The sequence below is a fragment of the Fructilactobacillus carniphilus genome (genome assembly GCF_024029675.1).
In the GTDB taxonomy this organism is placed as follows: domain Bacteria; phylum Bacillota; class Bacilli; order Lactobacillales; family Lactobacillaceae; genus Fructilactobacillus; species Fructilactobacillus carniphilus.
Genome location: NZ_CP097121.1, coordinates 1,276,879 through 1,299,052 on the forward strand (window position 1 = coordinate 1,276,879; position 22,174 = coordinate 1,299,052).

The following is a 22,174-nucleotide window of genomic DNA, read 5'->3' on the forward strand; positions in this document are numbered from 1 at the left end:
TCGCGATTTGATTTTAAGATTACTTTCTAATCATACAACGGCGCTCCAAATAATTCAAACCCGAACTTTAAGTTTTCTTAAAAAAATGAGTGGATTTTAATTTACGGGGAATAGAAGCGGAGATGCTAAAATAGAAAGAACGAGGTGAAACCATGACAAATTCAATTTTAGTGGTGGGGAACGGTCCCTTAACCACTAATGTAAAACACCAATTAAATGCAACCAATCACGTAATTATAAAGCAGGAGCAGTTAACCGAGGAGGCTACCTACGCCCAGTTGCCGCCACAACTAGCTGCCATAGTGATCACGGCTGGTCCGAACGATGTAGACCTAGTGGTGGAGGCGGTCGATGCCGCCTTGCAACATCAACGCGTAACGGTCCAGCGCTGGATTTTGGTCTCGTCCGCTGGAATTGACGGCGAAGTCCAAGGTGCTTTGAATTATCCCGGGGTTACGGACGTCGCAGAATACCTGCGTGAACAACGGTATGCCATCAAATTGATTGATGAAACGGAACTACCGTACCTGATTATTCGCCCCGGCAGGTTAGTGTCTGAAAAACAGGGTCCCGCCCAATTATTCAACGAAGGGGAGCTTGTCCCCGAGGGCGTTGTTTCATATGAAACAATTAGTAATTTAATTAAAGCGGGTTTACAAGGTAAATACCAGAATCAATCGATTGCAGTGATTGAAACCGCAGAGGAGGAAGAATGAGTTTACAGTTTATCCTGGGAAAGGCGAGTACGGACCATGCGGGGCAAGTGATTCAAGCGATGCAAACGTCTGCCGCGCAGCATCCCAGCGATCAGTACTTTCAAATTGTTCCGAATAACGTTAAATTCGAAGCAGAATTGGGGACGCTGAAACGATTGAACTTGGAAGAACAGGCGACCTACGCGCAAAACCAAATTCAAACGTTCTCGTTTTCACGGCTGATTTGGTACTTTTTGCGGGATCATCCGGCTTATCAAGTCCCTCAGTTATCTTCAGTGGCCATTAATATGATTATTTTCCAGATTATCACCGACCACGAAGCCGATTTAACCATCTACCGGGGCGAAGGCAAGCAAGCCGGTTTTATTCAGCAGGTCGCCGAGCAACTGATGGAGTTGCAGCAGGGGAACGTTAGTCCCGATGATTTACAGCAGCTGCAACAGACAGCGACCGGAGAATTACGCAATAAGCTCCATGATCTAGCTATCATTTACCGGGCTTTTTTAGCCGCAACCGACGGGAAATATTTGTATAAAGCGGCGACCTTGGAACTATTGAACGAGTACCTTTTGCGGATGCCCGCTCAGCAGTTAGAGCAGCTCCACTTTTACTTTACTGGTTTTAGTGAGCTGACCGCGCAGGAACTGCAGTTAGTTCACACCTTGATTCGCAGAGCGCACGTGGTGGTCGATTTGACGCTGGATCAACCCGTTCGCGAGGTGGCTCCCGCACCTGAAGCATTCTTTGCGCAACCAGGCCGGCTCTATTACCGGTTATACCAATATGCGCAAGCACACAGCCGGATTCTACCCGATCAGTATGCCCCCACGCGGGACTTACAACCCGGGTTACAACAGTTAGAAGAATACTGGATTAGTAGTAGCGAGTTAGACCGGCAATTACCGGAGGCACCGCGATCTAATCCAGCGGTGCACGTGTTACAGGCTGCGACGCCCTTTGATGAGTTAATGAACGTTTCGACCAAGATTCGCCAATTAGTCGCCACCGGGAAGTACCGGTACGGGGATTTCTTGGTGGTTGCTCGGAATTTGAGTGATTACGAAAACATCATTGACCCCATTTTCTCAATGCAACAAATCCCGTACTTTACGGATATCCAGAAGCAGATGGAAAATCATCCGTTGGTAGTACTGTTACAGGCCCTCTTTGCGATTTACAAGCCCAACCGGGCCCGCAACTATCGCTACGAAGACGTGATGAAGCTCTTGAAAACGGAGCTGTTAATTCCCAAACAAACTGAAAAACTAGCGGACTTTCGCTGGCAACTGGCCTTGTGTGAAAACCTAGTCTTGAAAAACGGCTACTACGGTAAGAAATGGACGCAGCAAGAAGACTGGAAGTACACGACCGTCGTGGATGAAACCACGGGCGTGGTCGTGGACAAGAATCAGGCGTTTTCAAAGGCCATCAATCAGATTCGCCACTTTGTGAAAGATAATTTACCGCCGTTCTACCGCCGGCTGACGAAAGCCAAGACCGGTCGGGAAGCGGCGCAAATCCTGTACCAGTTTTTGGTGAACCATGGAGTCCCTGACCGTTTGCAAGAATGGCAACAACAGGCGACTGAAGCCGGGAATCTTCAGGAAGCCGGACAGGCCGAGCAGGTGTGGAATGAATTTTGCCACATTTTAGACGACTACGTGAACGTATTAGGGGACCAGGAATTCGTGCAGGATGACTTCTTAGCCCTTCTACAAGCTGGTTTTGTAGGCGCCACCTACTCCCAGATTCCGTCGACCTTAGATCAGGTAACGATTTCAGAAATGGGGCGGTACCACCTCCGCGATAAACGGATTACGATTGTGGTCGGCGCTGATGACCACAGCTTACCGGTCCGAATTGAACGCCAGAGTCTGCTGAGTGATGGGGATCGAGATCAACTGAGTGAGCAGTTAGCCCCGGATCAGTTTTTAGCTACCACTAGCGAAACGAAAATGGTCGCGGAACCGTACGAAGACTACTTAACCTTTCTGACGCCGCAGGATCAGCTGTATTTTTCCCACCACGCGGGTAATGGGGCTGATGATACGTTATTGAAGCAATCCCCCTACGTGCAGCGGATTCAGGAATTTTTCCAGCTGACGCCCGAGGTATTTCACGCTCAACCTGATGCGAATGAATTGGACGTGCAGCCGTATCTAGGGTCGCCCCGGGCCACGTTGAAGTACTTGATTCCAGCCGCGCTAGCTAGTCGGAAGCAACAGCAAAAGTTAAACGCTAGTTGGGCAGCAGTTCGGACTACGTTAGAGCAGGATGCTAATCCGCAACTGCAACGATTGACGCGTAATCTGATGAGCAGTTTGGATTATCGTAACGAACCGACGCCATTGACCAATGAGATTGTGACGGGTCTATATGGGAACCAAATTCTGACTTCGATTTCCAAATTGGAAGAGTTTTATTCCAATCCGTACGAATACTTTTTGGAGTACGGGTTGCGACTCAAAGAGCGGGATGAATTTGAGATTAATCCAGCCGATACGGGAACCTTCTACCATGAAGCGCTCGACCACTTGATGAAACTGGTAAACCAGCAACAGCTGGAACTAGGGGATTTAGATGATCAACAGGTTACGGAGCTAGTCACGGAAGTCACCACGAAGCTGATTGAGGATGATCAGGCGCAACGCTACGAAATTTTGCAAAGTTCGGAGCGGATGAACTACATTAAGAATCAATTGATTAAGACAGTGACTGAGATGGCGCAGGCCTTGCGGAATCAAGCTCGGCACGTGCACATGCGGCCTCGCCAAACCGAGGTCGCCTTTGGCCCGGGTAAACACTACCAAGAGCTGAAGTTTGCTTTAGATAATCACAAACAAGTTAGTGTGCAGGGGCGGATTGACCGAATCGATGGGATGGACGTCGATGGGACGGACTACCTCAACATCGTGGACTACAAATCAAGTGAGCGCGAGATTAAATTTGCGCAGGTCTACGATGGAACCGCCATGCAGATGATGACGTACATGGATGCCGTATTACAGAATTTGGAATCCATCGGAGACACGGAGCAGGCGCGTTTGATTGGCGCTTTGTACCTGCACGTCTTTGATCCGGTGCTGGATTATACGGAACTGAAAAACTGGCAGGATCCACAACAAATTCAGCAACGTTTGTTACAAAAACACAAGTACAATGGGATTTTGTTGGCGGATAAAGACGTCTTGCAATCGCTAGGTGATCAGGACGTGAGCGCTGTTTATCCGTTTAGATTTAAGAATGATGGAGATTTCTATAAGGATAGCAAAATCATTTCACAAGCCGATCTAAACCGGGTAATCAATCACACGGAACAGTTGATTCAAACGGCCGGAAACCGCATTTTTGCGGGCGATACCCGGTTGTGGCCAGCTCGGTTCCAGGACAAATCCAACATCACCAATTCGGCCTATCAATCCGTGATGCAATTTGATCCGTTACTGGCAGAGAATAACTATCGAGAGGTGGAGAACCTCAGCATGGCGGAAGTCCTAGAAAAGTTACGAGCAGAACAGAAAGGAGGCAATCATGAGTGAAACCCAGTGGACCCCGGGACAACTCGCTGCGATTCAGAATGATTACGACGGTAACATTCTGGTGTCTGCGTCGGCGGGCTCCGGGAAGACCAGCGTGTTGACCCAACGAGTGATGCGCAAAATCAAGGACGGCGTAGACGTGGATCAGTTACTGATTGTGACCTTCACGAACGCCGCTGCTCAAGAAATGCGAGAACGAATTAACGGGGCCCTGCAAACGGAATTAAACCAAACGCAGGAGTCATCGGCCAAACAACATTTAGTGCGCCAGCTGCGCAAACTCACCACCGCCCACATTGAAACGATGGATGCCTTTTGTCTGTGGCTGGTGAAACGGTACTACTACGTTATTAATCTCGATCCCGATTTTCGGATTTTAACGGATAAGAGTGAGCGGACGCTGTTACAGAGTGAGGTTTGGGATGAGGTCCGGGAAGAATTGTACGGTAACGACCGGGACCACCGGTTTGCTCAATTAACCCGGAACTTTTCTAACGACCGAAGTGATGATGGCTTAACTGATTTGGTGTTCCGGCTCTATGAACTGGCGAACGTAAACCAGGATCCGGAGCAGTGGATTGACCAGTTAGGGGATTTTTACCGGACGGACGGTGCCTTGACCGAAAGTCGTTTATACCGGGACCACTTACTGCCGGATTTGCAGAATCAGCTGGAACAAATCCAAGCCTCGTATCAGCAAGCTCGCGAATTAGCGCACCGCGCGGGAATTGAAAAAGTTGAGTCGTTTTTGGTAAATGAACAAGAACAACTTGCAGCAGTGGCCGGGCAACTAGCCTCTCTGGGTTGGGATCAGCTCCGAGCGGTATTTGAAGATACTCAGAATGGGTTCAAACGTTTCCCCAGCATTAATAAAAAGGATTTCGATGAAGAACAGCTGGATGTCAAAGAGCAGTGTAAAAATTTACGGAACTCCGCGAAAAAGCAAATTGAAGAGATCAGCAAAAATTACTTTTGGACCGACGAAGCGAGTTTGCAGCAACTGAATGACGATGCGGCTCAGCTGATTCAGAAGTTAATCGAGGTTGTAAAGCAGTTTTCGACAGAATACGCCCAGGTGAAGCGGCAGCGACATGCCTATGACTTTACTGACATTGAACACTTCTCGTTTCAAATTTTAAACGATCAATCCGAAGTGGGCACGGCGCTGCGCACGCAACTCCAGCAGCAGTTTAACGAAATCATGGTCGATGAATACCAAGATAATAACCACCTGCAGGATGCCATTTTGGGGACGATTAAAAACCCAGAACGGCCGAACCTCTTCATGGTGGGAGATGTGAAGCAGTCCATCTACCGCTTTCGGTTGGCGGATCCGCAAATGTTCATGGACAAGTACCATGATTATCCAGATTCGGAACAGAATCAGTTGATTACGTTGCCCGATAACTTTCGGTCGGTTGCAAACGTGGACTATTTTACGAACCTCGTCTTTGAACAGATCATGGACCGCTCCTTTGGCGAAGTTGATTATACCGGCGATGCACAGTTGCAGTTTGGGGCGCGGGATTATCCAGCCGATTTAGACACTAAGACGGAGTTACTCCTTCTGGCGGATGATCAAGCTAATCTCAACGAACAAGATCAGTTAACTAACGACCAGCGACAAATTGAGCTAATTGCTAATAAGATTGAAACGATGATGAACGATGGTTTTCAGGTTTATGACCGGAAGGCAGGAGCCAAACGACCGTTACAGTACGGCGACATTGCGTTGTTATCCTCGACCAAACGGAATAACTTTGAGATTGCGAACGTCTTTGCCGAACACCAAATCCCGCTGAACAGTGATGGGTCGGAGAGTTACTTCAAGACGACCGAAATTCAAATTATGCTGTCGCTGCTGCAAATCATTGATAATCCGGCGCAGGACATTCCGTTAGCAGCCGTACTGCGGTCTCCGTTGGTGGGCTTAGATGAAAACGAACTCGCTTTCATCCGGATTACGAAAAAGACCGGGAATTACTACCAGGCCGTTTTGGACTTTCGGCAGGGCTACCAGCAGCAACAACAGACGGAATTTGGCAACCGGGTGCGGAGCAAAGTCGAACAGTTTTTCGATCAGCTCACGGAACTGCGTGATTACGCCACCAAGCATAGTTTAGCCGAACTGATCTGGGAGATTTACAACCAAACTGGCTTCTTAGACTACGTGGGTGGGATGCCAGCGGGCAAGAAACGGCAGGCTAATTTACACGCGCTCTACCAACGCGCGGAAGAATATGAACGTAACGGATTTCAGGGACTGTTTGCCTTTGTCCAGTTCATTAAAAGACTGCAGAAGGACGATAACGACCTAGCGGAAGCCAGCGTCGACGTGGATCCAGACTCCGTGACCGTGAAAACGATTCATGGGAGTAAGGGACTCGAATATCCGGTGGTCTTTTTGATTGATGCGAATCACAAGGCCAACGATACGGAACTGAAGCAGTCCTTTGTGGTTGATGATCAGATGGGACTGGGAATTAAGTATTACTACCCTGACCGACACGAACGGGTGAAAACGTTGCAATATGTGGCAATTACGAATGCGTTAAAACGAAAGGCCCAAGCCGAAGAAATGCGGAAGCTCTACGTGGCCTTAACCCGGGCCAAGCAAAAGTTAATCATCACCGGGATTGTGAAGGGAACGACCAAGCAAACGGCCGAAGAGCGCACCCTGCAAACCTGGACTCAGGCTGGGCAAAGCCCAAATTTGGTGATTAACCAAGCAACGCGGAGTAGTGCCACTAACTTTCTCGATTGGATGGGAATGGCCCTCGTGCGGCATCCCCAGTTTCAAGCGTTGCTAGACGATGACTTGACTTTAACCGAGCTTCAGTCTGATCCGAGTGAATTTACGGTGGAGTTTGTGCACCCTGAGGAACTACAGACAACGACTTCAGCAGTAGCCACCGCTACGGATCTGGATTTCACTGGAACGGCCACGGATCCAGCTGAAATTAAGCACCAGCTGGAATTTCAGTACCCGTTTGCGGATGCCACCCAAACGACGGCCTATCAATCGGTTTCAGAGATTAAGCGTCAATTTGATGATCCCGATAACATTCAATTGGGCAGTGTGGCCGATCCGGAACACCAGGTGTTGCAGCGGACCCGGTACCAAAGTGAGCAATTTGCTCAACCGCAGTTCATGCAGACGGTGGCGCAACCGACACCCCAAGAAGTCGGGACGGCAACCCACTTGGTCTTGCAGAAGCTGGATGTAAACCAACCGGTTGATGAAGAACACGTCAAAGCACTGATTGAGCAACTGGTGGAAGGTAATTTGTTAACCGCTACCGTTGCCAAACAAATTAGCCGGCATGCGATTGTGGCCTTCTATCAAACCCACGTCGGGCAACGGATTCTCCAATTTCCGGATCGCTTGCACCGGGAAGTTCCGTTCTCGCTAATTATCAAAGCGCAACGGCTCTTTTCGGAATTTCACAATGACCCGCACCAACAGATTTTGGTGCACGGAATTATTGACGGGTATTTGGACGATCCGGATGAAGGTCCGATTTTGTTTGATTACAAGACGAGCTTTGTGAATCCGGCTGATCCAAAGTCCTCGGTTGAGCAAATTAAGGACCAGTACACGGGTCAAGTGAACCTCTATGCGCTGGCCCTGCAGGATATCTTGCACGAGCCGGTGCGGCAGAAGTATTTGTATTTGTTGGGAAATCAGCAATTGGTGTCGATTGATCCAAACGAAAACTAAACACAAAAAAAGAAAGCCAACTCCTAACGGAGCTGACTTTCTTTTTTAATTGCTTAAGCTTTTTTCTGTTTGTCGTTGTAACGACTAACGAGTTCTCCTTCAATTTGTTCCAATGATTTGTTCCGGGTTTCTGGAACAAAGTAGTAAACGAATCCTAGTGAAAGGAAGGCGAAGAAAGCAAAGATTGCGAAGGGACCACCCACGTTGTTGTGGAAGAGAGCGAGGATGGTTAAGAAGAACTGGGAAACGATAAAGTTAGCAATCCAGTTGGCAGCTGAACCAATCGCTGTTCCAATTCCCCGAACGGAGAGTGGAAAGATTTCTCCAATCATTAACCAGGCAATCGGACCCCAGGAAATGGCGAAACCGAAGATGTAAACCGCAATCAAGATGATAGTTGGAATCGCGGCCACACTGATGCTGACTGTGAAGTTTAGAATGGCTAACAGTCCCAAAGAAACACCCATCACGACTGAACCAAACATTAAAATCGTTTTCCGGTTCACCTTGTCCATGATAAGGTAAGCGAGCACCGTCACGATAAAGTTGACAATCCCAATTCCAACGGAAATCCAGATGGCACCGGAAGCTGGGAAGTGGAAACCTTTCATGAATACTTGTGGCAAGAAGTAAATTACGGCATTAATTCCGACTAATTGCTGGAAGAGCATCAGTCCGATGGCCACGATTAAAGCGGGACGAGCCACCGTGAAGAGTTCCTTTAAACCACCTTTTTCTTGGTGGGAAACTGATTCAATTTCTTTGATTTCTGCTTCTGGATCATCGTTGGTACCAGCCCGTAATTGGTCTAAGACCTCACGAGCTTCTTTAGTTTTTCCTTTTTCCACCAGGTAACGTGGTGATTCAGGCAGTAATACCCCACCGATGAAGAGCAGGATGGCTGGAATCAAAGCTGATCCGAGCATCCACCGCCAGTCACGAATCCCTAGGAGGTTGTGACCCAAGAAGGCCAAGTTAGAAACGTAAGCTAGTAAAATTCCCAGCGTAATCATTAACTGGAACATGGTTCCTAATGAACCCCGGTGTTCCTTGTCGGCTAATTCGGCCAGGTAAGCAGGAGTTAAGGCAGAAGCGCCCCCAACTGCTAATCCGAGGATAATTCGAGCGATGACCATGGGAACAAAGCCCGTGGCAAAAGCGGATAATCCGGAACCAACCAAAAAGAGAATGGAAGCGAGGATTAATAGTTTTTTCCGTCCAAACCGATCAGATAATGATCCGATTGATAAGGCTCCGATGGCGGATCCAATCAATACGGAAGAAGTAATAAATCCAGTTTGTTCCGTGTTGAGGTGGAAGTTAGCTTCAATTAATGGTGAAGCTCCGGAAATGATCCCTGTATCAAATCCGAAGAGCAGTCCACCGAGTGCTCCAAAGATGAAAATAAATGCGATGCTTAAACGTGGTTTTTTCACGATAGTCCCTTCTTTCTCGTTCATTTTTTATGGATGAACAATTTATGAAATTAATTGTAACCGCTTACAAAGGAATTGGCAACCCTTTTTGTGAAAAATATTTTTGCTATTGTGAATTTTTAACAACCATAAAAGGTTTGAATCCAGGATTTGATGCCGGTACAATGACATTATCTTTAAATTGAGAAAGGGAGTGGCCCGATGAAACAGCAACAACCATTACCACGATTACGGTTCAGTCAACTTTTTTGGTTGAGCTTCGGCCTACTGGGTGCCCAAATGTCACTGGGATTAGAAAATTCCCAGCTGGGTCGCCTGTTTCAGACGTTTGGAGCCAGTCCGCAGATGCTAGCGTTCTTGTTTTTAATTCCGCCAATTACCGGAATGATTACCCAACCCATCCTGGGCCGGTTTTCAGACGCCACGTGGTTACCTAAGTTAGGCCGCCGGATTCCCTACCTGGTCGGAGGCACGATCATTGCTGACCTGACCCTGATTTTACTGCCGAACGCCGGGGACTGGGGCTTACCGATTTCCGTGGTCTTGGGAATTGGAGCGGTACTGGTGTTACTGTACATCGTGGCCGCGAACTCCTGTGTGGCACCCTTTAAGATCCTGATTGGCGACATGGTTAGTAGTGAACAAAAAGGACAGGTCACCTCGCTGCAAAGCATTATGGTTAACGGCGGAAGCATCTTAGCCGCCATTACCCCGTGGCTCCTGTCGGTTCTCGGCGTTAGCAACGTGGCGCGACCGGGTGCCGCCCCGTTGACCATGAAACTGGTTTTCTACTTGGCGGCGGCCGTGCTAACCATCTGTGCCATTTTGACGGTGATGAACGTCCGTGAGTACACACCAGCGGAACTGGAGCTGTATCAAGGACCACCGGCGCAGACGAAGCCGAGTTACTGGCAGTTAATCAAGCAGGCACCACCGATTTTTTGGACGATTGCGCTAGTGCAGGGGCTGTGTTTCGTGGCCTTTGCGCTGTTGTGGACATACGGTGCCGGAACCATTGCTGCCAACGTTTATCACACCACTAATCCAGCCAGTGCGGCGTACCAGCAGGGAGGAAATCTCTTTGGGGTGTTATCCGGAGTGTACGCCTTAGCCGCCTCCGTTCTGGCAGTAGGATTAGGCCGGGTGCCACGCCGGTATCAAGTGCATGCATTGGGCGGAAGCTTAGCGGTTGGAGCCGTGGGCTTTGTGGGGATTGGAATTTTACATTCTATCTTAGGCATGGTGCTGGCCTTCATTCTAATTGGATCCCGCTCCCTACCTGTCTAACGACACCAATCTTAGGCATGGTGCTGGCCTTCATTCTAATTGGAGTTGGCTGGGCTGGGATTATCATCTACCCATTGGCTTTTGTGATGGATGCGATTCCAGCACAGAATGCCGGAGTCTATCAGGGGCTATTTAACGCCCAAGTTTGTGTCCCGCAAATTGTGGCTTCGCTCCTAAGCGTGCTGATCTTACCGTTGATTGGTAATTCGTTACCGACGTTAATGCTAATTGGGAGTTTGTTCTGGATTGCCGGCACGCTTGCCGTGGGCCTAGTGAAACTTAAATAAAGCTGCGCCAAACAAAAATCCGCTAACCAAACGAGGCTAGCGGATTTTTTTAATCTGTTTTATTGGTGTTCGTGAACCGTTTTGGGTTCTTTAAAGAAGCACACGTATTCAAAGTAGGCTAATAAGAGGCCAGAAACTAAAGCGCCCCAAATACCAGCCATGTAGTACAGACCAAGCACGGCGGTGATTCCAACGGCACTAACCGTTAAAATCAATGACCAACGTTGCATCGTGGATAGTTCTTGGGTGTGACCCATGAAACTAATTCCTAAAACGCCGGCACTTACGAAACCAACGATTCCGATTAATGCATGTAATAAGATAACCATTGCGATTCTCCTTTCTGCGATGTTCCTACCTTTATTTTATCATGTTTCCGCTTTCACGGGGGGAATAATTTGAGCTTGTGAAGGGATTGGGGCGTTAGTTAGTTTTGATTATAAGCTAATTCTAACCAACATCACAAACGGGCTAGAATTACTGGCAGTGCTACCGTTTCGCACTAATCTCTGCTATACTAAGAAAGACGATTATTGATATAAAACAGACACAAAATGTTAATATTTTGGAGGAAACTATATTGAATAATAGCAAGTACGCGTTCCGAGTCATTCCACAAGACGAACGGAATATGAACTACTGGGACATGTTTGCCACGTGGTTTGGCGCGAACGCCAATAACGGGACCTGGTTCATCGGGGGCGTGGTAGCCGCCTGTGGCTTGATTGGTGGGACGACCGCAACGTTAATTGCCGGAGTGCTGGCCTACATCTTTTTGAGCATGTTGGGATACGTGGGTTACCAAACCGGAGCCACGACCACAGTGTTATCCCGGGGATCGTTCGGGATTCGCGGAAGTATTATTCCGTCGCTGATTAACATCACCTTGTTCTTGGGATGGACGGCCGTGAATACCTTCATTGCGGCAACCTCGTTAGCCTTCATTTTCCATAGCCTCTTTAACTGGCCACTCTTTGGTCATCCGGGTGGGAACCTCGGGATGATTGTCGGAATTGGAATTATGAGTGTGCTACACATTTTGAGTATCGTGGCAGGCCAACGTTCCGTGCAGTTAGTGGAACGGATTGGAGTCGTGCTGGTCATCATCTTTGTGATTTTGGAAACGATTGTGGTCTTTAAGAACGTTTCCATGACCGACCTGTTACACTATCGGATTCCAGCGGCACAAAAGATGCCGTTTGGGCTGGGAATCGATACGATTGCCGATGCTAGTCTAGGCTGGGTTACCGGTGCCGCTGACTTTACCCGGTTCACGCGCAAAAAGCACGTGGCCATCAGTGCTCCGTTCTGGGGCGCCCTGCTCGGGTTAATGAGTTTCACGTTGATTGGGATTTGTACCACGATTAGCGTGGCCATGACGTCTGGAAGTTACGATCCGAACAACTCTGATCCTAGTATCATTGCCAATAAGCTTGGCCTTGGCTTCATCGCTATGATTGTGATTGTCTTGACCAGTATGACGGCCAACGCGGTTAACATTCAGGCCGGGGCTTCCGCTTTGAACAACGTCTTTCACAAGGTTAGTTTCAACAAGTCATTGGTTATTATTACGCTTGTTTCCATGTTATTAACCTTTGTGCCGTTGCTAAACGGAAGTTTCTTAGCCTCCTTCACGTCCTTCTTGGACTACACGGGAATGCTGCTGGGACCAATCATCGCCATCATGTGTGTCGATTACTTCCTCTTAAACTGGAAGAATTACACGCCCCAAACCTTGGCTAATCCAAAGGGACAACTCTGGTACCAGGGTGGTTACAACGTGATTGCGATTGTGACACTGGTCTTAGGCGTGATTTTGTACCTGGTTTTGAAGAACATGCCGGTCATTAAAGAGACCGTCGGCGCTACGTTTATCTCGATGATTTTCTCCGCCATTGTCTACTACGGATTGTCCCGTGGTTTTGGCCTAGAAAAAAATACGAAGTAGTAAGAAAAAATATGTTATAATAAGTTCAGAATAAAAAGTTGGGGTGCCACGAGCTGAGATTAAACCCATTGAACCTGATGTAGTTAGGACTGCCGCAGGGAACGATTATCGCGTTTGAAAAGCTGATTGTTACTAGTGCAATCATAAATTCGTTTTTCAAAGCACTCAGCCGTGGTTGAGTGCTTTTTATTATGGCTAAATTACAAACGGAGGACGAAATTATGAAACGCTGGGTATCAGAATGGCATTTGAAAAACATCATTTTAGTAACGTTAATTGGTATTATCACGGGATTGATTTTCTGGATTATGGACCCGATTTACACGGCCGTGACAGCGGTATTAACGCCGTTGGGCTTGGCACCGTTTGCCGGTTCGATCCTGCTCGGATTCTGGACGATGGCTGGTCCACTGGCACTATTGGTAGTTCGGATTCCCGGTTCCGGATTGTTAGCTGAACTGCTGGGTTCTGTCGTAGAAATGTTGCTCGGCGGAATCTGGGGTGCTTCCACGTTGATTTCTGGGTTAATCCAAGGGGTAAGTTCTGAACTTGGATTTGCGGTCACGGGCTACAAGAACTACGGCTGGCTGAGTGTGACGCTGACTTCGATTACCACCACGGTGATTACGTTTGGGTACCAATTAATCAGACAAGACTATGCCGGCTTTAGCGTGGGCTTGATTGCGACACTGTTCGTAGTTGCATTGGTATCCGTCTTCATCTTCAGTGGTGTGCTTTCACTGTTGATTGCGCGGATGTTGGAACGGGCTCATTTGTTGGAAAAATGAGCCATATTTATGAATGATGAAGCGACTGTCAGTGGACGGTCGCTTTTTTATGTCTTTTGGTTTATGGTTGTTTCAATCATGAAATCAAGGAGGAATTACAATGTCAGGAACCCAAAAGTTGACCTCTGAGCGACTAATTTTACGGCCGTTACAGGAAAGCGATACTGCTATGATGTTTTATAACTGGGCCAGTGATCCACGGGTCACCAAATATTTAACGTGGCCAGCACATGAATCCATTGAAATGACGAAAGAAAGTTTGAAAATTCGGCAACCGTGGTATCAGCAGCCTGATTATTATGATTGGGGAATTGTTTTAAAAGAAAATGGCGAGTTAATTGGAACGGTTTCCGTCGTGAATCAAGACCAGCACGTTAAATTGATGGAATTTGGCTTTTGCATTGGTCACGATTGGTGGGGGAACGGCTATACTCCCGAAGCTGTAAAATTAGTGATTGCTTATTTATTTCAAAACAGTGATGTCAATAGAATTGAGATTATTCATGATCGCAGGAATGTGAACTCCGGTAAGGTAATTAAGAAATGCGGATTAACTTACGAAGGAACCTTACGGCAGCGAGGACTTAACACTTCTGGTGTTTGTGATGAAGCAATTTATTCGTTGCTACGTGAAGATTATTGTAAATAATCATGGGTCTTTAAGCATAATTTGCGTTTAAAATTATAATAATGTAAACTTAAAAAATAAAAATTAATCTTTAATAAATAATTTATTAGGAGAAAGATATGAATAGTTTGAGTTCATTTTTAACGACCCTTTCAGGGATTCTATTGTTTACGGCCTTGTTTTCTTTGATAGTTTGGGTTGTAAAGAAATTAAGAAAAAAAGAAACCAAATATTTTGGTTGGTATGCAGTTGTAGTTGCAGTAATTGCAATTATTATCTGGGTGGCGGCTAATCCGATTTAGGTAATTATATTTTAGGACGATGTGGAATTTAATTTTTATAGTTCACATCGTTTTATTATATTTTGCTTGATTAGGTTGACTAAATTTAGAAATAAAGGAGGTTATCAATTGCAGAAATTCAAAAATTCATTTTGGGGAATCACCGCATTTTGGGTCTTGAGTGTCATTTTTATTATTGTATTGATTCCAGCAATTGTGGGGAAATTATTTTTAAGTAATTTGGGGATGATTGGGTTAACCCCACTACATTCCAATAACTTTCAATCGTTTATAATCATTGATTTAATCATGTTGATTGTTTTGATGCTTTTCAATCACTTTTTTTGGAAAGAGAAGATCTTTTGGTTATCTAATGTACCGTTGGGGAAACAATTAGTCGTTGATGGATTGATAGTAATCATATTGGTAGGTCTTTTATACAATATTTTTGCCGTTAAATTTACGTTTAACAATGGCGCTTATATGAACCTCATTAGTGACATTGAAGCTGGTGTTTTGGAAGAATATTTATTTCGAGGGATTTTGTTAATCACACTTCTGAAGTATTTTATTAATGTGCGAAAGTTAGTAAGCTATAAAGGAATTTTGGCTGCTTTATTGGTTAGCAGTTTAATGTTCGCTGTAATGCATTTGGTTAATTTGGTGAGACCATTGTTAGATAGTGAGAACGTAATTAAAGTAGCTGTGCAAATTTTTTTGACGGTATTCGTGGGAATTATTTTGGGGGTTATCTATTTAAGAACGAGAAGTATTATCTTGCCAATGATAGTTCATTTTTGTTTTGATTTTTCCTCTGATTTTATTCAAAATTCGCTTACTTACGTCGGTGGTAATACCGATTTATTTATTCATGCTATTTGTTATATAGTGATTAGTCTTCTTATCTTATTTACTTTTATTAGACCAAGCAATTCCAAGCAGATTCTAAGCAATTTCAAAGTAACTAATTAAGGTTCAGCAAAAGGAGTAGGTTCAATGAGAACCTGCTCTTTTTTAATTTAATTAATCTCCTTTCATCACAAGAAAAGTGATAAGCTATGTAAAACTTATCTACCAAATTAAAAGGAGCATTCCAATGACAGCAGCCCAACATCTCTATGTGATCCCAACTAACCGGGAAGCAGGTGCCAGCATTGCGAGCCTGCTTGATGAAATTAAAATTGCGTTTGCGCAGGGGAAATTAAGTCCGGACCAACTGGTTTTGGTGGTCTTAGATTCCGGGAATGAACACGATTTCGCCGTTAATCATGACCAGTTGCTTCATTCATTAGCTGGCTCTGCAATTAAGGCTTATCACGTAACGGCCGATGATTTTGACCAGTTATTACGGCAAGCAGTAGATCCGGATGTCGTTGACTTGGTCGTGGGAGAAGAATTTTCTTACGGTAAAATGGTTAATAAAATCTCTATCATGGCTAATTTGTTAGGCACTCGGTACGTTCATCGGCGGGATTCGGATGTTTATCTGCAAGCAGATCGGTCGGTAACGCCATTACTGGCAGAATTAGAAGGTTTTGCCATAGACGATAAAGTTAAATTGGTTGGGAGTAGCTACATTGGTGCCTGGGGGATTGATTACTCAGACGTTGAGGATGATCAGGAAACCTTGCGGAAGTTATTTTCTTTGTCCAAGCCGAATTACACAACGGCGCAATTAGATGATTACATTAACAACAAATATGTAGAGGGTTCTAAAGAGACCTTTACTGGGAAACTGACCTTTTCTGAAAAGAAAGCCAATTACATTGATGCCGGTAATTTTGCCCTCAAGGATATCTTTTTAAACGTGCCGGTTTCGCCCGCCAACGTAACTTCAGGAACTGATTATTTGTACCATAATGCGTTGGGTAAATCAGATTGGAAAATGTTGTATCACAACGATCGGGTGATCCATCGCTACAATAAGGACCGCTATGACCGGATTAATCATATTCTCTATGGTGATTCGAAATTGCTGTCGCGACTGATGACCACGGTTACCAAACGGGCGTTGCAGGATCAAACTTTATCCGATGATTTTGCGGTGATGTCCCAACAATTAGCGGATGCGTATGTAGCCGCATTGAAGTCTGACAACTTAAATGATGATTTAAAAGATACTTTTGCTAAATTTGTTGTCGTTTATGCTGCGATTCCGCATGAAAATTATCAAGCGGTGGCTCAACATGTAGCGCAACATGAGGATGAGTATTTAGCTAAAACGGTCCGCGACGTGCAAAATTTTGTGACACTGTTGCGAAAATGGCCGGATGTGATGGCTGAAACTAAGAAGATTTCGTTGCAAGAATTTGAGATTAATGGTTAAACTTAAAGGCCCACCTATTATGAGGTGAGCCTTTATTTTTGGTATTTATTTACGTAAGTCCTTGGCTTCGCTGTGGTATTCTTATTGGTGGTTGAATTAATGAAACGATTAAATAACAATGCGGATGCAGGTAATTTAGAAATCCCGGATTTCAATCGAAACGGTGCGTTTATTGGAAAAAATGTGATTAGGTTATGAACAGAAAATGGGTGGCAATTTTACCAAAGGTGATTGTTTAAATTGAGCAGTTGAGGACGACCTCTGGTTACAAGCATACGATCAAACTGATGTGTGGCCGGCCATTTATGGAATTACAACGCCGGATTTAGCTAATTTTGATTTTGAAGTTAAGCCCAGCACAAAAATGTTAAAAGTTCAAATTAACAAACAAACTGAGGCGAAGATAAAGCAATTAAAAACGGAACTGTCACAAATTCTGCATGTCAATCACGTTACGATTGGCGATTGTATTCGGGAATTGTTGAAGGCAGCTTACCTTAAAAATAACGATGAATATGGTCAGACTATTGCTAAACGTGGTTTCCCAGTCCCTACTGAGAAAAGTGGGAAGGAAAATAAAATTAAAGATTATAATGAACAGCAAAGGGACGAAATGCTGGCGATCATTAATTCAACGCAGCAACAAGTTAACGCTCTGTTAGATAACTTAAAGGAGCAAATTAAGCTTAACGGATAGCGTAAATAAGCATACAAAAAGGGCTCTCTTCCCGGTGAAGAGGGCCCTTTGCTGTTTTCAAAATTAATATTTTAGATTATAAGTACCATCAGGCATAACGTCATAAATGCCAACCGTTCCACTACCACCTTGAGCTCGAATTGATTTAGAGGTCACTTCAATTTCATAGACTCCATTATCGGTGGATAATACACCGTATGAATAATCAGAACTATTACCAAATTCGTTTTTTAGAATGTTAATGGCTGCCTCAGAAGTGTTAACTACGTCGGTAGTACCGGCTGCCTGATTCTTTACTGATTGAGACTCTTGCGGTTGGTTTTGACTAGCCTCGGAACCATTAGTAGCGCTGTTATCCGTGTTATTTGCGTTGGCACTGTTTGCCACTGCTTGACCGTCAGCAGTACTACTCTGATTATTTTGGTTAGAATTATCATTTTGGGTTTGACCGTGTTGAGTGTCAGGGTTAGCACTGTCACTCTGAGCTTCTTGGCTAGACTTCGCCTTTTGCTCTTTTTCCTTTGTATCAGTTTTTTTCTTGCTTTGTTTGTGTTCGGTTTTAGCTTGTGAATTTTCCGATTTTTTCTGGTCATTACCACAAGCTGCCAAGCTAAGGAGCAGGGTGAGGGCAACTGGAATTACCAGTAAGCTTTTTTTCTTCATATTTTCTCCCTTAGAATCAGTTATAAATTAATTTTAGCATAGTTAAACCTTGAAAAAGGAGCTGAGGTGGGAGCAATTAGATTGATGTTATCCATGAAGTACCCAGTCGATAAAATTAGGATCATCATTTTTTTCATCAACTAAAATTGCTTTCTGATCTTTAGTTGTCCGATTTTTCTTGAGTTGAATTTTGTCTAAAACCTTGTTCCATTGATCAGTTGGAATAATTGATTTACCGTTCTTAGATTTGTTATCTACGTGATTTTTCATAGTATTTGTTCCTTCCTTAATAGTGAGTCTTAGTGCCCACGGTCCGTTAAATAAATCTTGATCATCGCAATTGAAATCCAACTAATCAAGAGCAGTGGCAGGACCAGTAAGTTGAGTTCGTTGATATCTAGATTTTCAGCCGAAATGCCGGCTTTGGCGAAAATCTTCAAGTTAGCACTCGACCCCGTTAAAAATTGGTAGAGGGTCAGGGCAATTGTGGTCCACTGGATGTAGTATTCGACCTGCATGACTAACATGCTGTTTGAATTCTTGAATAATTTTAAAAATCTAATGAAATAAAAATTGATGATGCCGCCGATGAACGTGGCTGCGAGACAAAAGGTCAGAATCCGAATGTCGTAGTGAAGCAGTTTTACCATGAGGAAATAGACCCCGCTGACAGAAATAAGCAAGGCAACGCTGGACGTGATTTCCATCAAAAAGAAGTATAGTCCAGATTTTAAAAATAAATATTTATCTTGGGAACGACCGGCGATAAATCCGATTGCCAGTAACAATCCAATTAAAATAATTACGCTAACTATCATATTAATCTCCTTAATTGTAAGTTACATTCTAATAATAGAGGACCTTGCTAGGGAAAGAAATACTAGGAATAAGATTACTAGATTATTTAGCTTTCAGAAGTTGCCAAAATAAAAAGAACCCGAATGATTCGAGTTCTTCAGCAATGATTAATAAAAAAGACAGTATAGAAGTAATTGTGGGCTCTATCGATTTCGTTACTTTATTGTAAATAATGATGATTCACATATCACTGTTTTTAAAACTGATTATTTTTAAACAATAGTCATCCATATGTAGTGGAAGTTTATTAGATTAATTCGATGTTACTGCTTCTGAATCTGTATAGTCCAATTAACATTTTCAAAGTATAAAATTTTAATATTGAATAAATTTTATATTTGTATTTATTTATTATCTACTATTTCTTTTAATTGGTCTAATATCTCTAATACTCTTTTCTTTGAGCACATGATGTCTTTGTCAGCATCATAAATGTATTTTTTAAACTCAATTTTATTATAGAAATTATAAATTTTCTTTTCTAAGCTAGAATAACCATTGCTAAAATTTCTTCCATTTTTATTATCATTACCATAAATTTTAACACCATATACTATAAGTATAATGGCATGTAAAACGGTGTGTTCTAATACATTACAAGGTACTATATTGTTATGATCTTGATTTTCATATTTCCAAAAATTTTCGTAAAAATTAGATTCATTTTTTTCGTAATTATTTTGTTTATATTTATCAAAATTTTTATAAATGCTAATTGGACTTCCTAAATTAGGGAATTTGTTTTCATTTACATGATGTAAATGAATCCAGCAATGTTTATTATCCCTTTTTGGTTTTCGTGGTGAAATATTAGCTTTTTTATTTTGCTTATGCTTTTTTATATAATGTTTATATTTTTTTAGATGATTACAATATGATTCTTTATTATAATACTCCATGTTATTATAATAACTGATTTCACGGTTACAATTATTATTAATCAAGTAATTAATAAAATTATTGTATGTATCTTCATCATAGTCTTCTCTTTTACTGTGTTTTTTTAAAAATATTTCAACTTCAGGAATACTCTTCTTAATATCAATTATTCCCATAGATGTAAAATCAGTATCAACCATCTAAATTATCTCCTTTTATAATTTAGGTAAATAATAAACCACTTAATTTGAAATGTCTTTATAAATTATATTTTTCTCAAAATTTATTTTTATACTTTAATCCTTCTGATTACTTTTCATGTATAAGTCACATAAAAAATGTTGTGATATAAAATATAATGTTAATATTAATAAATTTCAAAAGCAAGTAGTAAATTGTATAATAAGGCTAATGGAAACTTGTATAAACAGATTTTAAGTTAGGTCGGATCTAAAATGAGTAAAAAGAAAAACAAAAAACAAGCAAAAGTAGAAAAGCAAATTAGTGACCAGTATGGTGATCAAGAAGTTAAACAATCGCAACAGAACTGGAATAGTTATAGCGATGAGAAAAAGGCCGCGATTATCAAAGAAAGTAACGAGATTTTCGTGGACCTTGCTAAACTAAAGGATGAGGATCCAGACAGTGAAAAGGTTCAACAACTGATGGTGAGATGGCATCAATTTCTGATGAACTTTTATGATCCTAGCATCGAGCTATTAAGAGGATTGAACGAAATGTACGCTGACGATCCAAAATTTAAAAAGAAATTCGAGAAAATTGACCCAGATTTACCGGACTTCTTGCATGCTTCAATCGATACGTATGTTGATAAGTTGGAAGACCAATGGGTTGAAGAAAACCAAAATACATTAGACAACGAACTATAGATAGGAAAGGAAATATGGCAAAAGTTGATAGAGCGGGCGAACGAACGACGGGCCCGTTAAAATTAAAACCGAAAGCACCAACCAAAACCGCTGATTTAGTTTTCCCGGTGGAAGAACCTAAACGGGATTTAAAGAATTTGATTGTCTCCGATGAGGTGGCTAACCAAATTCAAAGTTTAATCTCTAAAATTGAAAATTATGACTTACTCTACAATCAGTTTGGACTACGAGAAATTGATTCTACCGGGGGACGCACCGTAATTAACTTGTACGGATTGCCTGGAACTGGGAAAAGTTTCGCTGCCGAAGCCATTGCCAAGGAAATGGGCAAAAAGGTGATCAAAGTTAACTACGCAGACATTGAATCTAAGTACGTAGGGGAAACGCCGAAGAACATCAAGCTCCTGTTTAAAGAAGCAAAGGATACAGATGCCGTTTTAATCTTTGATGAAGCGGATTCCATTCTGGGTCGACGGTTGGACAGCGTAACAAAAAGTACGGATCATGCCGTTAACCTAACTAAATCAGTCATGTTGCTGGAGTTAGATAACTTCGAAGGGATTACGATTTTTACGACGAACTTCGGGAAGAACTATGATCCAGCCTTTTTACGGCGGATTATTGGGAACATTGAATTCTCATTGCCGGAAAAAGAGGCACGGCGGAAGATTTTGGAAAAGTTGATTCCAGCTAAGCTACCAATTGCTTTATCTGCAGCCGATTGGGATGAGATTTTAGCTAATACCGATGGCTTTTCTGGGGGAGACCTATTAAATGTGGTCGTTTACGCAAGCTCCCATGCGGTAGAACGTGATGGCGCTAAGTGTAAGGTAGGACTCAATGACTTTAACGATGCCATTGAGTTAATTAAAAAGTCGAAACAAGAATTGGCCCAGCAAAAATAATTTGTAAGGATTAAGACTTCGAATTTTTAAAATCAATATCGGAATAAAAAAGGGATTAGTCTGAAATGACCAATCCCATTTTTCATTGTTTTAATTTTTCTCTGAGTGTTTTGATAGATTTAATGGCACAACATATAAAGAAGATTAGAACAATGATATAAATTACTCTCAATATCATTGGATCGTTTTTGTAACAAATGGCAGATATAGCAAGTAAGCTTGCAATTAATGATGCAACCGCTTGGATAACCGGCCAGCCGATTCTTTTGATTGTTTGCATAGACTGATTTTCCTCCGTTTCTTTATTATTATTTTTTTAAGCACT

22 protein-coding genes and 1 riboswitch are annotated in these 22,174 nt (G+C 43.2%); of the genes, 15 read left to right on the plus strand and 7 right to left on the minus strand.

Annotated features, from left to right (window positions below):
• The first annotated feature begins 152 nt into the window (after nucleotides 1-152).
• From M3M37_RS06415 to addA, 3 genes are read left to right on the plus strand one after another with little or no spacing between them, the layout of a single operon-like run.
• Nucleotides 153-716 (plus strand): SDR family oxidoreductase, encoded by a 564-nt coding sequence (locus M3M37_RS06415; RefSeq protein WP_252794983.1) that lies wholly within the window; start codon nucleotides 153-155, stop codon nucleotides 714-716.
• Nucleotides 713-4,255 carry a PD-(D/E)XK nuclease family protein gene (locus tag M3M37_RS06420; RefSeq protein ID WP_252794984.1) on the plus strand — a complete coding sequence of 1,181 codons (3,543 nt, stop codon included), beginning with the start codon at nucleotides 713-715 and terminating at the stop codon, nucleotides 4,253-4,255. Before M3M37_RS06415 ends, M3M37_RS06420 begins: the two co-directional genes overlap by 4 nt.
• Nucleotides 4,248-7,976 (plus strand): helicase-exonuclease AddAB subunit AddA, encoded by a 3,729-nt coding sequence (addA, locus tag M3M37_RS06425; RefSeq protein WP_252794985.1) that lies wholly within the window; start codon nucleotides 4,248-4,250, stop codon nucleotides 7,974-7,976. Before M3M37_RS06420 ends, addA begins: the two co-directional genes overlap by 8 nt.
• A 53-nt stretch (nucleotides 7,977-8,029) precedes the next feature.
• On the opposite strand, the gene M3M37_RS06430 is transcribed toward addA, so the two are convergent.
• A complete protein-coding gene (locus M3M37_RS06430) occupies nucleotides 8,030-9,412 on the minus strand; it encodes a sugar porter family MFS transporter (protein WP_252794986.1) in 1,383 nt (460 codons plus the stop codon).
• A gap of 44 nt (nucleotides 9,413-9,456) precedes the next feature.
• Here M3M37_RS06430 and M3M37_RS06435 point away from each other — a divergent pair, with 44 nt between their 5' ends.
• From M3M37_RS06435 to M3M37_RS06445, 3 genes are read left to right on the plus strand one after another with little or no spacing between them, the layout of a single operon-like run.
• The gene (locus M3M37_RS06435; protein ID WP_252794987.1) at nucleotides 9,457-9,597 is read left to right on the plus strand and encodes a hypothetical protein; all 141 of its coding nucleotides are present in this window, start codon (nucleotides 9,457-9,459) and stop codon (nucleotides 9,595-9,597) included.
• Nucleotides 9,598-9,613: 16 nt separating this feature from the next.
• Nucleotides 9,614-10,699 (plus strand): MFS transporter, encoded by a 1,086-nt coding sequence (locus tag M3M37_RS06440; protein ID WP_252794988.1) that lies wholly within the window; start codon nucleotides 9,614-9,616, stop codon nucleotides 10,697-10,699.
• 17 nt (nucleotides 10,700-10,716) lie between these two features.
• Nucleotides 10,717-10,986: a hypothetical protein gene (locus tag M3M37_RS06445; protein ID WP_252794989.1), complete on the plus strand. Its 270-nt coding sequence runs from the start codon at nucleotides 10,717-10,719 to the stop codon at nucleotides 10,984-10,986.
• 59 nt (nucleotides 10,987-11,045) lie between these two features.
• On the opposite strand, the gene M3M37_RS06450 is transcribed toward M3M37_RS06445, so the two are convergent.
• A complete protein-coding gene (locus tag M3M37_RS06450) occupies nucleotides 11,046-11,315 on the minus strand; it encodes a hypothetical protein (RefSeq protein ID WP_252794990.1) in 270 nt (89 codons plus the stop codon).
• 251 nt (nucleotides 11,316-11,566) lie between these two features.
• Here M3M37_RS06450 and M3M37_RS06455 point away from each other — a divergent pair, with 251 nt between their 5' ends.
• From M3M37_RS06455 to M3M37_RS06485, 7 genes are all read left to right on the plus strand, one after another.
• Nucleotides 11,567-12,934, plus strand: coding sequence for a purine-cytosine permease family protein (locus M3M37_RS06455; protein ID WP_252794991.1), 1,368 nt, complete (start codon nucleotides 11,567-11,569; stop codon nucleotides 12,932-12,934).
• Between the two features lie 29 nt (nucleotides 12,935-12,963).
• A riboswitch (TPP riboswitch) is annotated at nucleotides 12,964-13,052 on the plus strand.
• 73 nt (nucleotides 13,053-13,125) lie between these two features.
• Nucleotides 13,126-13,722 (plus strand): ECF transporter S component, encoded by a 597-nt coding sequence (locus M3M37_RS06460; RefSeq protein WP_252794992.1) that lies wholly within the window; start codon nucleotides 13,126-13,128, stop codon nucleotides 13,720-13,722.
• Between the two features lie 100 nt (nucleotides 13,723-13,822).
• Complete coding sequence (locus M3M37_RS06465; protein ID WP_252794993.1) at nucleotides 13,823-14,371, plus strand: GNAT family N-acetyltransferase; 549 nt, start codon at nucleotides 13,823-13,825, stop codon at nucleotides 14,369-14,371.
• A gap of 98 nt (nucleotides 14,372-14,469) precedes the next feature.
• A complete protein-coding gene (locus tag M3M37_RS06470) occupies nucleotides 14,470-14,652 on the plus strand; it encodes a hypothetical protein (protein ID WP_252794994.1) in 183 nt (60 codons plus the stop codon).
• A gap of 108 nt (nucleotides 14,653-14,760) precedes the next feature.
• Nucleotides 14,761-15,603, plus strand: coding sequence for a CPBP family intramembrane glutamic endopeptidase (locus M3M37_RS06475; RefSeq protein WP_252794995.1), 843 nt, complete (start codon nucleotides 14,761-14,763; stop codon nucleotides 15,601-15,603).
• A gap of 124 nt (nucleotides 15,604-15,727) precedes the next feature.
• Nucleotides 15,728-16,957 carry a DUF6271 family protein gene (locus tag M3M37_RS06480; protein WP_252794996.1) on the plus strand — a complete coding sequence of 410 codons (1,230 nt, stop codon included), beginning with the start codon at nucleotides 15,728-15,730 and terminating at the stop codon, nucleotides 16,955-16,957.
• Nucleotides 16,958-17,246: 289 nt separating this feature from the next.
• Entirely contained in the window at nucleotides 17,247-17,654 is a 408-nt protein-coding gene (locus M3M37_RS06485) for a hypothetical protein (protein ID WP_252794997.1), read from the plus strand.
• 63 nt (nucleotides 17,655-17,717) lie between these two features.
• Here the strand turns inward: M3M37_RS06485 and M3M37_RS06490 are convergent, their stop codons facing one another.
• The 4 genes from M3M37_RS06490 to M3M37_RS06505 all read right to left on the minus strand — a co-directional run bounded on the left by M3M37_RS06490 (nucleotide 17,718) and on the right by M3M37_RS06505 (nucleotide 20,254).
• Nucleotides 17,718-18,317 (minus strand): hypothetical protein, encoded by a 600-nt coding sequence (locus tag M3M37_RS06490; protein WP_252794998.1) that lies wholly within the window; start codon nucleotides 18,315-18,317, stop codon nucleotides 17,718-17,720.
• 87 nt (nucleotides 18,318-18,404) lie between these two features.
• Nucleotides 18,405-18,587 (minus strand): hypothetical protein, encoded by a 183-nt coding sequence (locus M3M37_RS06495; RefSeq protein ID WP_252794999.1) that lies wholly within the window; start codon nucleotides 18,585-18,587, stop codon nucleotides 18,405-18,407.
• 29 nt (nucleotides 18,588-18,616) lie between these two features.
• Complete coding sequence (locus M3M37_RS06500; RefSeq protein WP_252795000.1) at nucleotides 18,617-19,135, minus strand: SA1002 family membrane protein; 519 nt, start codon at nucleotides 19,133-19,135, stop codon at nucleotides 18,617-18,619.
• 384 nt (nucleotides 19,136-19,519) lie between these two features.
• The gene (locus M3M37_RS06505) at nucleotides 19,520-20,254 is read right to left on the minus strand and encodes a hypothetical protein (RefSeq protein WP_252795001.1); all 735 of its coding nucleotides are present in this window, start codon (nucleotides 20,252-20,254) and stop codon (nucleotides 19,520-19,522) included.
• Nucleotides 20,255-20,509: 255 nt separating this feature from the next.
• Between M3M37_RS06505 and M3M37_RS06510 the strand changes: the two genes are divergently transcribed.
• Together M3M37_RS06510 and M3M37_RS06515 are read left to right on the plus strand one after the other, a co-directional pair.
• Nucleotides 20,510-20,944, plus strand: coding sequence for a TipAS antibiotic-recognition domain-containing protein (locus M3M37_RS06510; RefSeq protein ID WP_252795002.1), 435 nt, complete (start codon nucleotides 20,510-20,512; stop codon nucleotides 20,942-20,944).
• Between the two features lie 14 nt (nucleotides 20,945-20,958).
• A complete protein-coding gene (locus M3M37_RS06515) occupies nucleotides 20,959-21,849 on the plus strand; it encodes an ATP-binding protein (RefSeq protein ID WP_252795003.1) in 891 nt (296 codons plus the stop codon).
• An 82-nt stretch (nucleotides 21,850-21,931) separates the two neighbouring features.
• Here the strand turns inward: M3M37_RS06515 and M3M37_RS06520 are convergent, their stop codons facing one another.
• Nucleotides 21,932-22,129, minus strand: a complete 198-nt coding sequence (locus tag M3M37_RS06520; RefSeq protein ID WP_252795004.1) for a hypothetical protein — start codon at nucleotides 22,127-22,129, stop codon at nucleotides 21,932-21,934.
• Nucleotides 22,130-22,174: the final 45 nt, after the last annotated feature.

Excerpts from the sequence above, each read along its gene's own strand:
- M3M37_RS06415 (WP_252794983.1), top strand. The coding sequence starts at position 153 with ATGACAAATTCAATTTTAGTGGTGGGGAACGGTCCCTTAACCACTAAT.
- addA (WP_252794985.1), top strand. The coding sequence starts at position 4,248 with ATGAGTGAAACCCAGTGGACCCCGGGACAACTCGCTGCGATTCAGAAT.
- M3M37_RS06500 (WP_252795000.1), bottom strand. The coding sequence starts at position 19,135 with ATGATAGTTAGCGTAATTATTTTAATTGGATTGTTACTGGCAATCGGA.
- M3M37_RS06435 (WP_252794987.1), top strand. The coding sequence starts at position 9,457 with ATGAAATTAATTGTAACCGCTTACAAAGGAATTGGCAACCCTTTTTGT.
- M3M37_RS06510 (WP_252795002.1), top strand. The coding sequence starts at position 20,510 with ATGAGTAAAAAGAAAAACAAAAAACAAGCAAAAGTAGAAAAGCAAATT.
- M3M37_RS06440 (WP_252794988.1), top strand. The coding sequence starts at position 9,614 with ATGAAACAGCAACAACCATTACCACGATTACGGTTCAGTCAACTTTTT.
- M3M37_RS06505 (WP_252795001.1), bottom strand. The coding sequence starts at position 20,254 with ATGGTTGATACTGATTTTACATCTATGGGAATAATTGATATTAAGAAG.
- M3M37_RS06490 (WP_252794998.1), bottom strand. The coding sequence starts at position 18,317 with ATGAAGAAAAAAAGCTTACTGGTAATTCCAGTTGCCCTCACCCTGCTC.
- M3M37_RS06460 (WP_252794992.1), top strand. The coding sequence starts at position 13,126 with ATGGCTAAATTACAAACGGAGGACGAAATTATGAAACGCTGGGTATCA.
- M3M37_RS06420 (WP_252794984.1), top strand. The coding sequence starts at position 713 with ATGAGTTTACAGTTTATCCTGGGAAAGGCGAGTACGGACCATGCGGGG.
- M3M37_RS06480 (WP_252794996.1), top strand. The coding sequence starts at position 15,728 with ATGACAGCAGCCCAACATCTCTATGTGATCCCAACTAACCGGGAAGCA.
- M3M37_RS06450 (WP_252794990.1), bottom strand. The coding sequence starts at position 11,315 with ATGGTTATCTTATTACATGCATTAATCGGAATCGTTGGTTTCGTAAGT.
- M3M37_RS06520 (WP_252795004.1), bottom strand. The coding sequence starts at position 22,129 with ATGCAAACAATCAAAAGAATCGGCTGGCCGGTTATCCAAGCGGTTGCA.
- M3M37_RS06495 (WP_252794999.1), bottom strand. The coding sequence starts at position 18,587 with ATGAAAAATCACGTAGATAACAAATCTAAGAACGGTAAATCAATTATT.
- M3M37_RS06445 (WP_252794989.1), top strand. The coding sequence starts at position 10,717 with ATGGTGCTGGCCTTCATTCTAATTGGAGTTGGCTGGGCTGGGATTATC.
- M3M37_RS06515 (WP_252795003.1), top strand. The coding sequence starts at position 20,959 with ATGGCAAAAGTTGATAGAGCGGGCGAACGAACGACGGGCCCGTTAAAA.
- M3M37_RS06470 (WP_252794994.1), top strand. The coding sequence starts at position 14,470 with ATGAATAGTTTGAGTTCATTTTTAACGACCCTTTCAGGGATTCTATTG.
- M3M37_RS06465 (WP_252794993.1), top strand. The coding sequence starts at position 13,823 with ATGTCAGGAACCCAAAAGTTGACCTCTGAGCGACTAATTTTACGGCCG.